Origin of the sequence: Halomonas sp. 5021 (assembly GCF_036663435.1) — a bacterium.
Lineage (GTDB): Bacteria > Pseudomonadota > Gammaproteobacteria > Pseudomonadales > Halomonadaceae > Vreelandella > Vreelandella janggokensis.
On sequence record NZ_JAXOVU010000018.1, the window covers coordinates 1 to 13367 of the forward strand.

Below are 13367 nucleotides of genomic sequence, written 5' to 3' on the forward strand. Positions count from 1 at the left end.
GCCATGATCTACCTGATTGGCAGCCCGGTGGGCCGCCTGTTCGATCAGGCCAAATCCACATGAAGTGACGAAGAACCCATTATTTTTTCTAGAGCTTCGCTTCCGAGTTGAGAAGGAATGTTGTGCACTCTAAGATATATCTATCAACGAAGAGGAGGCTAAAGATGAAAGATAAGAATCAAGTTTATGAAACCGAAAATAAACGCTCTGTGTCGGTGCTGAGAATGAATCACATGAAGAATAAGCTGGGTATTAGCCGTTCTTGTATCTATGAGAAATTGGATCCAAAATCGCCAAGATATGATCCTACTTTCCCAAAGCCAATAAAGATTGGGCTTTCTGCTATAGGCTGGCTGGAGGATAAAGTTGATGCATGGATTGTGGCGAAAGAGCACTAATGCTTAACGTTTTATCGAGTTGGCTTGGTAAGCGTTTCTACATTTAGGGTCGTTCCTAAGCCAACTCTTAAGTTTAGTGTTGACTTCTTCGAGATCTGTTCTATAAATAGCTGTTTTATCACTTTTGTTGTGGCTATCAAGGACATGCTGTGCTAAGTATCCTGCAGCTGATGTTTGAGATTGCCACCCCTCTTTAGGAGCTTTGCTATATAAAAATTCGATGAAATAACTTTTAAGATTATCATATCGGGAGTACGATTGACTTCCATACTTACGACTTTTTTCTCTTTTTAATACAACCTCAACCTCATAGGTCAGGAGTTCGGTTAAAATATGGCTTTCATATTGATGACAAAGCAATAGGGACCATGCCTTAGTATACTCACCCTCTTTTTCTAGAAGGTCGGCACAAATAATTGATACAAGTGATCTACAATAGTATACATTTAACTCATTGGAGAAAGCATGCTCGAATATCTTTTCAAGACGAAAACAACATCTGGTTGCCGATGTTCCTTTTTTTACATTTTCTAAGTAGTTATTGTAGGTCTCTCGGAAGAAAGCTTCATTATTTTTTTCTTTTTCTTCATCAATTCCATATCGTATTACAAGTATGTCAGTATAAGTTTCCAGCAAAAAGCCATGAGATCTAAGAATATGATCTGTCAAACTTATTTCTGAAAAACGGTGGAAAAAGTCCTGTCCACTCATGACCGGACCGGGATTTTCTTCATCAATTTCAGCCCTTTGAGTAGAATGACCTGGCCATGAATGGTAATAAGGTAAAGGATTATAATCTGATGACATAGCTGGATCCAAACGTGTCTATATTTAGCGAATGATAAGAGGCCTCCTTTATGAGCTTGGTTTTAGGAACAAGCTCATGCTTTTCCGGATCGATAGGTGGCCAGACTTGGCCTAATTCAAGCCGATCTTTTCGCAAAACACAATTGTAGAATACTGAAGCTGAAGGTCAGGCCGCGCCACGCACTCGAATTAGATGGCGCACAAGCACTGTGGCGAAATGCCGTGTGCCCTTAACCCCTTGGGACGGGAGCCCTTCACCCACTCTTCAGCCATCACAACGGGATCAACTCTGCCCCCTGTGATCGATAGATTCTGGTCCGTACCTATACTCACCAGAATGAGGTAATACGCACCAGGCCCAAGAACGGATGCAACGCTAAGTTAATTCCAAGGCTAGTGATAGGGGACGTTCGCTCAGGGGCTATCGCCCCATGAACCCCGGTTCTCTGCTGGCCCTTGCCATTTAAGTACCAGGACAACGCTATAGCCTGCAAAAATCTGCTACTGAAAATGGGGTGACATTAAAAACGACATATTCCGCTACACCCAGCCATTCAAACTGGTTGAACCCATGCTCAAAGGCGTCTTGATCTCAGCGCTTGGAAGTCACAGAGTATACCTATAAATGAATAAACTGAGCAGGTTGCAGGCATGACCACAGAGCGCATCACGGACTACCACGCCAAGTACTATGCCTACGAATTAACCCGGCAACGGCGTGGTGGTGATGTTGATCGCTTGGCGGCATCCCTGTTCGATGCTTCGGTGGATCTCAACCCTCATCAGATCGATGCAGCGTTGTTCGCTCTGCAAAACCCACTGACCAAAGGGGTCCTGTTAGCCGACGAGGTAGGACTAGGCAAAACTATCGAAGCGGCACTGGTCGTCTGCCAGTACTGGGCTGAGCGTCGGCGCCGCCTGCTGGTGATTGCCCCAGCCGCTCTTCGCAAGCAGTGGGCGACCGAGCTATCTGAGAAATTCCATCTGCCTACTCAGGTATTGGATGCCCGCACCTACAAGCAGCAACGAGACCAGGGGATCTACGATCCACTGAATCAAGATGTCATCAGTGTGATGTCTTATCACTTTGCGGCCAAGCTCGAGCCTCAGCTACGTACTATTCCCTGGGACCTGGTGGTGATCGACGAAGCCCACAAACTGCGCAATGCCCACCGCGAGAGCCACAGGACGGGGCAGGCAATAAAGCGCGCTTTCGCTGGTAGTCGGAAGCTACTTCTAACAGCGACGCCATTACAAAATTCCTTGCTAGAGCTCTACGGCCTCTCCACGGTCATCGATGACCAGCTGTTTGGAGACGCCGTCAGCTTCCGCCGCCAGTTCATGCGCGGTGGTAACGACATTGAGGGGTTGAGACGCAGGTTAGAGGAGTTCGCCAAACGCACCCTCCGTCGTCAGGTACTGGAGTACGTGCAGTACACTGAGCGTAAGGCACTGACGATACCTTTCACTCCATCACAGGATGAGCAGCGGCTTTATCACCTTGTCTCAGGCTACCTGGAACGCGAGGACAGCTATGGCGTACCGTCTCGCCAACGCCATTTAGTATCATTGGTCATACGCAAGCTGTTGGCCTCCTCTACGACAGCCATCATACAGACGCTGGAGACCCTCAAGGAGCGGCTTGAGTCTCTGCATGACCGGCACAAAGTCGAGCAGGATTGGCTGGAACGGTTGATGGCCGATGAGTCACTCGATGAAGAGCTGCTGGAAGCCACGGAAGTTGATGAGGTGGAAGAGGCGGATGCCAAATATATAGAACAGGAGGTCAATCCCACTCGCTTGCAAGGTGAGATCGCTGAAATTGAGCAGTATCTAAACCTAGCTCGGGGTATTCACGAGGATGCCAAGTCCCATGCGCTGGTTACCGCTCTGGAAACGGGCTTCGCTCGCATGGATGAGATGGGGGCTCCTCGCAAGGCTGTGGTTTTCACTGAGTCGCGACGCACCTTGGAGTATCTCAGCCGCTTTCTGGAGCGTCATGGCTTTGCTGACCAAGTCGTGACCTTTAGCGGTACCAACAACAGCCCAGGGGTGACTGGAATATATCAGCGTTGGTTGGTAGAGCACGCTGGCGGCGACCGAGTAACAGGCAGCCCTGCCATCGATCGGCGAACTGCCATCATCGACCATTTCCGGGACAAAGCACAGATCTTGGTGGCTACCGAAGCGGCCGCTGAAGGCGTTAACCTACAGTTCTGCAATCTGGTGGTGAATTACGATCTACCCTGGAACCCCCAGCGTGTGGAGCAGCGCATTGGTCGCTGTCACCGTTACGGCCAGAAGTTTGACGTGGTGGTGGTAAACTTCCTCAATCAGCGCAATGAGGCCGACAAACGTGTGCTCGAGCTACTGAGTGAGAAGTTCCAGCTCTTCGATGGTCTGTTCGGTGCTTCTGACGAAATTCTGGGACGGCTGGAGTCGGGCGTGGATGTCGAGAAGCGCATCGCCGATATTTATGCTACCTGCCGCACGCCAGACGCCATCGAGACGGCCTTCATAGAGCTCCGCAAGCAGTTGGAAGTCGATATCGATGCCCGCATGCGAGATACAGAGAATAAATTGCTGGAGCACTTCGACGAACAGATTCACGATCTGCTACGCATTCAGCGTGACAAGGCCGAGGCGCAGCTTGATCGCACCGGTAAGCTATTCTGGCAATTGACCCGCCACTGCTTGGCAGAGCAGGCCGATTTCAATGACAACAAACTGACTTTTCACCTGGAAAAATCACCCGTCACGAACGTTCCCGCCGGTGACTATTGGCTGATTCGTAAAGGGAAGGGGATAAAGCCGCCCGAGCATGCCCATGTCTATCGTCTAACACACCCTCTTGGTGAGCATGTGCTCGATAGCGGTCGTCGCCGTGAGACGCCAACTGTGACTCTACGTTTCCAGCTATCGGATCATCCGCTGAGGATCTCAGTACTTGATCAGCTCAATGCTCGCAGCGGCTGGCTGGAGCTGAATCTACTTGAACTAGATAGCTTCCAGCATGAGGAGCATTTGGTCTTCACCGGACTGGCTGACGATGGTGCACGGCTAGACCAGGAGGGCTGTGAGAGGTTATTCAATGTAGCGGCAGAGGTAGTGCCGCCCATTGCCGATGAGCCCCCACAGGAGCTCTCTGCGCTTGCCAAGCGCCAGTTGAATGCAAAGCTCAGCCGAGTGTTGGAAGAGAACCACTGTTACTTTCAGCGCGAGCGAGACAAATTAGAGGCCTGGGCCGATGACCAGATCTCCTCCAGTGAGGCAAAGCTAGAGGACACTCGTGTCAAGATCAAGGATGCTAAGCGTCGTTCACGCACCGCTGAAAGCCTGGAAGAACAGAAAACTGCTCAGGAAGCACTTAAGACCCTCGAGCGTCAGCAGCGTCGAGACCGTCAAGCAATATTCGACGTGCAGGATGAGATCGAGGAGAAGCGTGATGCGCTCATTGATGCCCTGGAACACCAGATGCATCGTAAGAGCCAGACGCACCGTTTGTTCCGTGTACGCTGGGAACTAGTATAAGTCTGAGCTTCACTGGCCGACTTCCCATGACGGCTGTCGCGTTGAGCGGTATCATCTCTGCGAATTGAATCACACTGGGCTGAACACATCGTTCAGCCCGGTTTTATTGTAGAAATCCGATATTTCAGAAATTTATCGTCATATCGAGAGAAGCAACGGGAACGTGTTAATGGCTGCTAACATCGCAGAAGATCGAAAGGAACGCTTCATCAAGCTTCTTCACGAGCTTTTCCAGCTCGACAAGCCGGAGCTCGATTTTGGGTTATACCGCATCATGCATGCTAAAAGTGATCAGCTCTCTCGCTTTATCCGTGAGGACCTTTCTGAAGCCATTGAAGCTGCATTTGCCGAACAAGGGGAACAGCAGCTCGCGACGTTACGTCATGATATCGAAGAGAAGCGCCGACAGGCCGAAGAATTTGGCGCTCCTGACCCAGATGGTACATCTGCAGTGAAGCAGGCGCGGGCGGCCTATGATGTCGCCAAGCGGGAGCAGAACGCTTCAGCGGACATTTACGACCATCTCTACCGCTTCTTCTCGCGCTACTACGACAAAGGCGACTTCATGAGCCGCCGCCATCACGTTGCTGAGAATGACAGCCGTGCCGCTCCTTATGCGGTGCCCTTCGACGGGCGTGAGGTCTATCTCCATTGGGCCAACAAAGACCAGTACTACGTAAAATCCTCCGAGACGCTGGCCAACTTCACGTTCAACCTCAACGAAGCTCTGAAGAAGCTGCAGGGGGCTGCCCCACAGGGTGGCCTGAGCTTCGATTCGGTGGACTCTGCGCTCAAGGTGCACTGTCGCGTGGTGGAAGCTACCGAAGGCGAGCATAACGATGTGAAAGAGAGCTCCGAGCGCTTCTTTATCATCCATCATGACGAGCCGATGCGACTGCTAGGTGCTGACCTGGTGCTGCAGTTCGAGTATCGGCCCGATCCGGACAAGACGGGGCAGAGCGGCACCTGGCAGAAGAAACGCTTGGAGGAGGCCGAAGAGGTCATCATGTCGTCGCTGCGCACTACCGATGGCGTCGCCGCCTATCGGGATGGGCTTGCTACCCCAGCACCGACCGAAAAGCAGAAAAGCCGGACACTACTGGGCAAGTACCTGCAGCAGTACACTGCCCGCAATACCATGGACTATTTTATCCACAAGGACCTGGGCGGATTCCTCTCACGCGAGCTGGATTTCTATATCAAGAATGAGATCCTGCGTCTGGACGATATCGACAATGCCGATGTTTTGATCGTTGAGCAGCAGCTCAAGAAAATTCAAGTACTGCGAAAAATTGCCAAGCAGATAATCACTTTTTTGGCTCAGCTTGAAAACTTTCAGAAAAAGCTCTGGCTGAAGAAAAAGTTTGTAACTAATTCCGATTATTGCATTACTCTAGATCGGTTAGAAAAACATGGGGAATTACTTAAGTCTATTTTTAGAAGTGATGCCCAAATAAAGCAGTGGCAAGAGGTTTGTTCTCTAGATCCGTGTCGGCTAAGTTCTTTCCTTGAAAAGGAGAGTGTTGTTGATGTTGTTAAGAAAGATGAGTTCCGTTACCTCATGGTTGACACTGCATGCATTAGTAGCGAGCTGAAGGCTGATGTGCTAGCTTGCATCCACTCAATAGATGAAAGTACGGGCGGCGTGATAATTAATTCGGATAACTATCAGTCTCTCAGCCTTTCTGAAGCTAAATACTTAAAGTCTGTCGGGGCTGTATATATAGACCCTCCTTATAATACTGATGCTTCCGCAATACTTTATAAGAATGATTATAAGGATTCATCCTGGATAAGCCTCATGCATGATAGGCTTAGAAAGTGCAGCGAATTGATGCGCGATGATGGCATGGTTAGTGTTGCAATTGATGATGAGGAGTTTTCTTTTCTAAATATTCTGCTAACAGGTTTATTTGATAAAGAGATAGGTGTTGCACCTGTTAGGTCTAATCCTCAGAGCCGTAAATCAAAAGGAACTCTTTCTCCATCGCACGAGTATGCTGTTTTTTATGGAAAAACTGCCTCGTGTCAGCCGGGAAGTCTGGACTTAACCGATAAGCGTATGGATCGATACCCCTTGTCTGATGATAAAGGCAGGTATGCGTGGATGAACTTGATCAGAACGGGTACCAATGACCGCAGAGAGGATCGTCCGAAGCTTTTTTATCCAATTTATGTTTCTGATGCTGATGGACTTCGTGTTCCTAAAATGGAGTGGATAGAAGGAGAGAAAAAGTATTTCATAAAAGACAAACCAGCTTCAAATGAAGTTTCGGTATATCCGGTTCGTTATTTCAATGATAAAAAGATAGAAAAGCGTTGGCATCGCGGCTGGCAGCGTGTAATCGATGAGCCTGAAGATTACAGAGTTAGAAGAAGTTCTTCAGGAGAAGTTAGTATTGATTTCAAAACTCGCATTGATTCAAAAGCGATGGCAAGCACTTGGTGGGACCGAAAAGAATATGCCTCTGCAAATTACGGCACCGCGGAGATAAAAGAACTTTTTGGCGAGAGTGGTTTTGATTTTCCTAAAGCAACCACGCTTGTAGAGGACTGCTTAAAAGTAATACTCGGAGAAAGTAGGTCAGGTGTTGTTTTTGATTTTTTTGCGGGCTCAGGAACCACGGCGCATGCTTTGATTAATTTGGAAAGGGAGTGGGGTGGTGAATCTAGATATGTTCTAAGTGAAGTTGGTGAGCATTTTTATAAAATTATTAAACCAAGAATTCAAAAGGCGGTATTTTCGGCATCTTGGAAGGAAGGTTATCCCCACAGTGAAGATGGGGAAAGCTTTGGTGGTATTTCACATTGTTTTAAATATCTTCGTCTTGAGAGCTACGATGATACTCTCAACAATCTCGAACTGAACAATAACCCTCAGCGCGATGCGTTAATGGAAGAGAACTCTGAACTTCGTAGTGACTATACTCTCAAGTACCTGCTAGAAATAGAAACCCGAGGCTCGGCCAGCCTTCTCAATACCGAGTGGTTTCGCGACCCTGAAAGCTACACGCTGAAGGTCAAGCAGCCCGGCAGCGATGAAACCCGTGAAACATCCGTCGATCTGGTCGAAACTTTCAACTGGTTGATCGGCCTACATGTCACCCATCTGGATAAGCCCCGCACATACGTCGCTCGCTTCGAGCGTGAAGCAGATCCCGAGTTACCGGAAGACCATAACACCCGGCTCAAAGCGGTTAGTCTGCGTGAGAATGAAGACGGCGCCTACTGGATACGCCAGGTGGAAGGGCGCGTGCGTCGTATACCAGGCAGCGACGAGGACCTGGCCAAGGTGTTGGTGGTGTGGCGCAAGTTGACCGACGATCCGGAAAAGGACGCCGCGGTGCTGGAGGCGTTACTGGCGAAATATAAAATCGGCACCACCGACAGCGAGTTCGATGCAATCTACATCAATGGCCCGCATGGCTTAAATCTGGCTGGCAGTGCGCGTAGCCGCGTGCATAGCTTGGAAGAGACCTTCCATGCCCGCATGTGGGAGGGATGTGATGATGACCTCTGAAGTTAGCGCTCCCACTTGCTGGATCGTTGCAGGCCCAAACGGCGCTGGTAAGACGACGTTTGCGCTCCACTACCTGCCCCAAGTGGCTAAGTGCGCGCGCTTTATCAATGCTGACCTAATTGCCGCCGGCCTGTCGCCCCTGGCCCCGGAGCGGGAACTGCTGGCTGCCAGCCGGATATTTCTACGTGAGATAGAAGATGCTATCAAAGAGGGCGAAAGTTTTGCCTTTGAGACGACGCTTTCGGGGCGTGGTTATCTGAGCCTTGTGAAACGGCTGCTGGCCACTGGCTGGCGAGTTGAGCTGGTCTACTTGGCATTGCCCTCGGTGGAGATGTCGCGCCTTCGTGTGGCAGAGCGCGTCTCTCATGGCGGACACAACATTCCTCTGAAGGACATCCAACGCCGTTTCCCGCGCAGCCTGAATAACTTGTTTGAACTCTATGCACCAAGTGTTTCCCGTGCTCGCTGTTTTATGAATGCGGGTGGTACGCCTGAACCAGTGTTTGAACAAGAAGGTGGTCAGCGCCAAATTCTCAACGATCCATACTTCCAGGTACTCCTCAAGGAGGCGCAGTCATGACACAGCTAGCTCCGGACACTCAAAAAATGCTTGATAGCCTGCGTTCTGCCGTGTCAGAAACGCTTGAGCGAAAGCGCCGCCTTGGTCAGTACGCGGTTATTTGGCAAGACGGAAAGCCAGTATTGGTTGGTGAGGATGCCCCCAAAGATCAGGAAATAAGTTCCGAACACCAAGATCGGGAGGCGTATTGATGGCACGGAGGCCACGCCAAACCAAAGTCAAGCAGCTAAGCGCCAAGAGCGATTTTCTCAAAAAACTGGTACTCAATCAGTGGGTGTTAACCCGTTTCGGTATTGATCCGTTGGATCAATACCGGGATGGAGGTAGCCGAGTGCGCCCAATCACACTTCTAAGCAAGACGCTAAAGGAGAGTGGGCCGGGGCTAACTGGGGATCGCCACCATCACTATCTGCACGCTTTGCTAGGCAGCTATCAGTCCAGCTGGAAGTACAGCGAGGAAGATCTGAAACGATTCGATGCCAATATCGTCGAGCATACCGATGCACTCAACCAGCAACGTGAGGTTGAGGTAGAGTGGAAGTACTTCCAATGGCTGACTCTGCTGTTTGTTGAGATCTACCTCCATGAGTACTTCAGAGACCGTGAGGCGCTCAAAGCCGGCCTCAACCGGCAAGTCATGCTGTTCAATAGCTACTGGCAGGGGCAGGGCTACCAGACTGGTATCGGCCCCTATGAAGACGACGAACTTAACAAGCTGTGTTTACAAAACGCCACTGGCTCGGGCAAGACGTTGCTTATGCATACCAACGTGCGTCAGTTCCGCCATTACGCTCGTGAGTATCACCGGATTGCTGATTACGGTCAGATCATCCTAATCACTCCGAACGAGCGTCTCAGCGACCAGCACCTATTGGAGTGTCGCGACTCCAGTTTGGAAGCAGAACGGCTGAGCCAGGACGGGGGTGACCTGTTCAGTGGGGAGCGTAAATCCCTCAGCCGCGTTGCTGTAACTGAGATCACCAAGCTTGGCATTGAGCAGGGCAAAAAGACCATGGCGGTCGACAGCTTCGGCGATGGCAATCTTCTGTTAGTAGATGAAGGCCACCGTGGTCTGGGTTCTGCAAGCGAAGAGAAGGGTTGGCTGTCGCATCGTAACAAGCTGGCTGGGTGCGGCTTCACTTTCGAATACTCGGCCACCTTCAAGGAGGCAGTAGTTGCCGCCAAAGATAGTGCGGTGGAGGAGACGTATGCCAAGAGTGTCCTCTTCGACTATGGCTACCGCTACTTCTACGAAGATGGCTACGGCAAAGATTACCGGATCTTTAACCTACCGGAGAAGGAAACCCAGCAGCGCTACACCTACCTCACGGCGGCGTTACTTGCCTTCTACCAGCAGCAGCGCTACTACCAAGAAGAGCACGGCCAGCTGCCTCAGTGGAATCTAGCCGCTCCGCTTTGGGTGTTCGTCGGGGCCAGCGTGGTCAGAGACGACGGCAGCAAAGAGACCGCAAAGAACTATAGTGAGCGTGCTTCCGATATCGCACAGGTACTGGGCTTTCTGGCCTGGTTCCTAGGGGAGAAAGAAGAGGCTCGCCGGGCACTCAGTGCCGTTTATGAAGGTGACGCTGCTAGTGCTGGCCTGATTGATAAGCAAGGTAATGAGATCTTCTCGGGTAGCTTTCCTTGGCTCAAGGCGCAGGGGCCATCCGTTTATGAGCTTTACCGGGACATTCTCGCTCACACTTTCCATGCTCCGGGAGGCGGCACGTTGAACGTCGACCGCATTACCGGGGACTCTGGCGAACTACTGCTGAAGGTAGGAGAAGCAGAGAAGCCTTTTGGTCTGATCAATGTGGGTGATGCGTTAGGGTTGGCTGAGCACCTCGATAGCCGCAAGATCCAACACCTGCAAGTCCGTAAGTCGGAGCTGGCAAACCCAATCTTCTCTGAGGTCAACCGCGAGAGCTCGCCGGTCAACCTACTTATTGGGTCAAAAAAATTCATCGAAGGCTGGAACTGCTGGCGAGTCTCTAGCATGGGGCTGATGAACACCGGCAAGAAGGAGGGCTCTCAAATCATCCAGTTATTCGGCCGCGGCGTGCGTTTGAAAGGCCGTGATATGAGTCTGATGCGCTCCAGCCGACTCGATCCGGTGCTGGCTCCTAAGCACCTCTACTTACTGGAAACCCTCAACGTTTTCGGCGTCGGTGCTGACTTCATGGCGACGTTCCGCGACTTCCTGGAAGACGAGGGCCTACCGGGCAACGATCAGCCAGAAATCCATACGCTGAAGCTGAACGTGATGGAAGACGTGGGCAAGTCGTTAATGATGTTGCGTCCTAAGGTTCGCCAGGACACCAAGCAGGCTTACAGCTTCCACCGTAATGGACCTCTGGTGCGTTTCGGCCTGCCAACAACCGCTTCAAGCAGTGAGTTCTCCAGCGAGCTGGGACTGACACCGGATATTGTCCTCAAAGAGCGCAAGATCGAGCTCGATCGCTATCCGCGGGTCGAAAGCCTTCAAGCTTCGGGAGTGAAGGACGTAATGGCCAAGCCTGGGCAGGCCAAGCAACATGAGCGCTACTTCGACGACGAGCGCCTGCTTTTCGTTGATATGGCCGCACTGGAGCGCGACTTAGAGCGGTATCGTCGAACCCGTGGCTACGCGAACTTGTTGATTGATGCTAGCCGATTCCCGGCGTTGCTGAAAAGCCAGGTGTGGTACACGTTGTTGGTACCCGATGACCAGTGGAAGCTGCATGCCGACAACTTTAAGCGCTACCAGAGCGTGGCACTGGAGCTCTTATCCCTGCTGATGGACCGTGTATTCAACTATCACCGCCGGGCCTATCTGGAGCCGCGCATGGAGCTGGTGGCGCTTGAGGATGCTCGAGGTAATCTACCAGATACAAACGAGTATCAGTTGGTCATTGATGGTAGCGAATCGGCGCTGATTGATGACATCAAACAAATGAAAGAGGCTATCGAGGAGAATCGCCAAGCCTCCTATCGCTCGTCCAAGTCCAATGGTGTTAGCGCAGTGCAAATTGGAGCACACCTTTATAACCCGCTTTTGCACTTGGGCAAGGACAGCCGTATCCGAGTCGAGCCTGTCGCCCTTAACGATAGCGAATTCCGCTTTGTTGAGGATCTAAAAGTATGGCTTGAGCGTAATCAGCAGGCGATAGCAGAGCGTGGTGAGCAACTTTATCTTCTGCGTAATCTGGTCAAGCAGGGAGTCGGCTTTTTCGAAGCAGGTGGTTTCTACCCCGACTTTATCCTCTGGCATGTACAAGAGGATCACCAGCGTATCGTCTTCGTTGATCCCCATGGGCTGCGTCATACCGGCCCCAAGGACGAAAAGATCGAGTTCGGGGAGCGTATTAAGGATGTTGAGCGTCGGTTGAAGAATAATCAGGTCGAACTGGAAAGTGTCATTCTTGCCCCATCCAGTACTACGCGGGAGTGGATTATCAGCCATTGGGACATGACCACTGAGGAGTTGCGCGACAAGCATGTGCTATTCATGTCGGACTCGGACTACTTGGATAGCCTTATGAAGGTGGTGGTTGGAGAGCCGAAAGCAGAAGTACTCATTCGACCATGACTTTTACTGCTTTATAGTTGGGATATTTCCTGGCAAATCTGTAACCAGTTGAAGAGTGCACACTGCGCTTTATGCCAGCATAAAACTTACCCTGTCAACGACTAACTTTCAGTTGTTGGCAGGGTTTTATAATTAATGTAAAGATTGATTTAGCGCAGTAGTAACACAATTCAGTTTGGTTATTGTGCGCAGAAAATGCAAACAGTGTTGAGGGATATGTCAATCCTTGCACCCTTTTCTATGGGGCAATATGAAGGGTCATTTGCGCTTATATGGTTTAATTTCATTTGCTCGTGAGATAAATACAATGTTGTCCACCCTTCAGTCAACTCAATCAACTCGAACTGATCTTGGGTGAGACCGACAACATCAAGATAAAACGTATTTTCGAGCTCACATTGAGAGTCACACTGGTCTGTGCACGGGATAGTAATGGCATCGTACATGAGAGATTCTCCTGGCTATGCTGGTGCGTTTTCATCAGTTCGCAATCAGTATATTTTTGACACCCTACCTCACGTCAACAGCCATTTGTAATTTATACGTAAATAGACTTGCTTGGACAGAAATTAAGAAGATGCACCGCCTTATTTGTAATTAAATACTGTAGTGGTCAACTATTTCCGGACCGTATTTTAAATTTTTTCTTCTTCAACCATGGGCGGCATGCCTCCATTGAATGTATGGGGAAGCTGACGGTTATAGTAGTTCATCAGGTAGCCGCCAATATCATTCCTTGCGTCAGACGTCGAGCGATATCCGAGCGAGGATATCCATTTTCTCCTCAAGCTTCAGAAGGCCTTTTACATCATGGGCGTTATCACAGCAATTTTTGAATGGTTGCGACCAGCGGTTTGTTGCAGAGCGTGTAGCTGTGTTGAATCTTTTGTCCCTCTAAGCACTTAAATTTAGTTTTCGAACGATAGCTTTGATAGAAGGCACGGTGTTGATCAAAGCCATTCT

Annotated in this window: 7 protein-coding genes; 6 read left to right on the plus strand and 1 reads right to left on the minus strand. The window is 50.3% G+C overall.

Going from position 1 to position 13367, the window contains the following annotated elements; all coding sequences use genetic code 11:
- Positions 1-164: 164 nt before the first annotated feature.
- Positions 165-398 carry a helix-turn-helix transcriptional regulator gene (locus R3F64_RS18075; RefSeq protein WP_332612925.1) on the plus strand — a complete coding sequence of 78 codons (234 nt, stop codon included), beginning with the start codon at positions 165-167 and terminating at the stop codon, positions 396-398.
- A 3-nt stretch (positions 399-401) separates the two neighbouring features.
- Here R3F64_RS18075 and R3F64_RS18080 read toward each other — a convergent pair whose 3' ends face one another.
- Positions 402-1205, minus strand: a complete 804-nt coding sequence (locus R3F64_RS18080) for a hypothetical protein (protein ID WP_332612926.1) — start codon at positions 1203-1205, stop codon at positions 402-404.
- Between the two features lie 651 nt (positions 1206-1856).
- Between R3F64_RS18080 and R3F64_RS18085 the strand changes: the two genes are divergently transcribed.
- The 5 genes from R3F64_RS18085 (at position 1857) to R3F64_RS18105 (ending at position 12404) form a co-directional block, all read left to right on the plus strand.
- Positions 1857-4736: an SNF2-related protein gene (locus tag R3F64_RS18085; protein ID WP_332612928.1), complete on the plus strand. Its 2880-nt coding sequence runs from the start codon at positions 1857-1859 to the stop codon at positions 4734-4736.
- A gap of 169 nt (positions 4737-4905) precedes the next feature.
- Positions 4906-8256 carry a site-specific DNA-methyltransferase gene (locus R3F64_RS18090; RefSeq protein WP_332612930.1) on the plus strand — a complete coding sequence of 1117 codons (3351 nt, stop codon included), beginning with the start codon at positions 4906-4908 and terminating at the stop codon, positions 8254-8256.
- A complete protein-coding gene (locus tag R3F64_RS18095; RefSeq protein ID WP_332612932.1) occupies positions 8243-8836 on the plus strand; it encodes a zeta toxin family protein in 594 nt (197 codons plus the stop codon). The genes R3F64_RS18090 and R3F64_RS18095 overlap by 14 nt, the downstream gene beginning before the upstream one ends.
- The gene (locus tag R3F64_RS18100; protein ID WP_332612934.1) at positions 8833-9027 is read left to right on the plus strand and encodes a hypothetical protein; all 195 of its coding nucleotides are present in this window, start codon (positions 8833-8835) and stop codon (positions 9025-9027) included. The genes R3F64_RS18095 and R3F64_RS18100 overlap by 4 nt, the downstream gene beginning before the upstream one ends.
- Positions 9027-12404, plus strand: a complete 3378-nt coding sequence (locus tag R3F64_RS18105) for a DEAD/DEAH box helicase family protein (protein ID WP_332612936.1) — start codon at positions 9027-9029, stop codon at positions 12402-12404. The genes R3F64_RS18100 and R3F64_RS18105 overlap by 1 nt, the downstream gene beginning before the upstream one ends.
- The last annotated feature ends 963 nt before the right edge of the window (positions 12405-13367 follow it).

Bases quoted from the DNA above. Each gene is read 5' to 3' on its own strand.
- R3F64_RS18100 (WP_332612934.1), top strand. From the start codon at position 8,833: ATGACACAGCTAGCTCCGGACACTCAAAAAATGCTTGATAGCCTGCGT.
- R3F64_RS18090 (WP_332612930.1), top strand. From the start codon at position 4,906: ATGGCTGCTAACATCGCAGAAGATCGAAAGGAACGCTTCATCAAGCTT.
- R3F64_RS18080 (WP_332612926.1), bottom strand. From the start codon at position 1,205: ATGTCATCAGATTATAATCCTTTACCTTATTACCATTCATGGCCAGGT.
- R3F64_RS18105 (WP_332612936.1), top strand. From the start codon at position 9,027: ATGGCACGGAGGCCACGCCAAACCAAAGTCAAGCAGCTAAGCGCCAAG.
- R3F64_RS18075 (WP_332612925.1), top strand. From the start codon at position 165: ATGAAAGATAAGAATCAAGTTTATGAAACCGAAAATAAACGCTCTGTG.
- R3F64_RS18085 (WP_332612928.1), top strand. From the start codon at position 1,857: ATGACCACAGAGCGCATCACGGACTACCACGCCAAGTACTATGCCTAC.
- R3F64_RS18095 (WP_332612932.1), top strand. From the start codon at position 8,243: ATGATGACCTCTGAAGTTAGCGCTCCCACTTGCTGGATCGTTGCAGGC.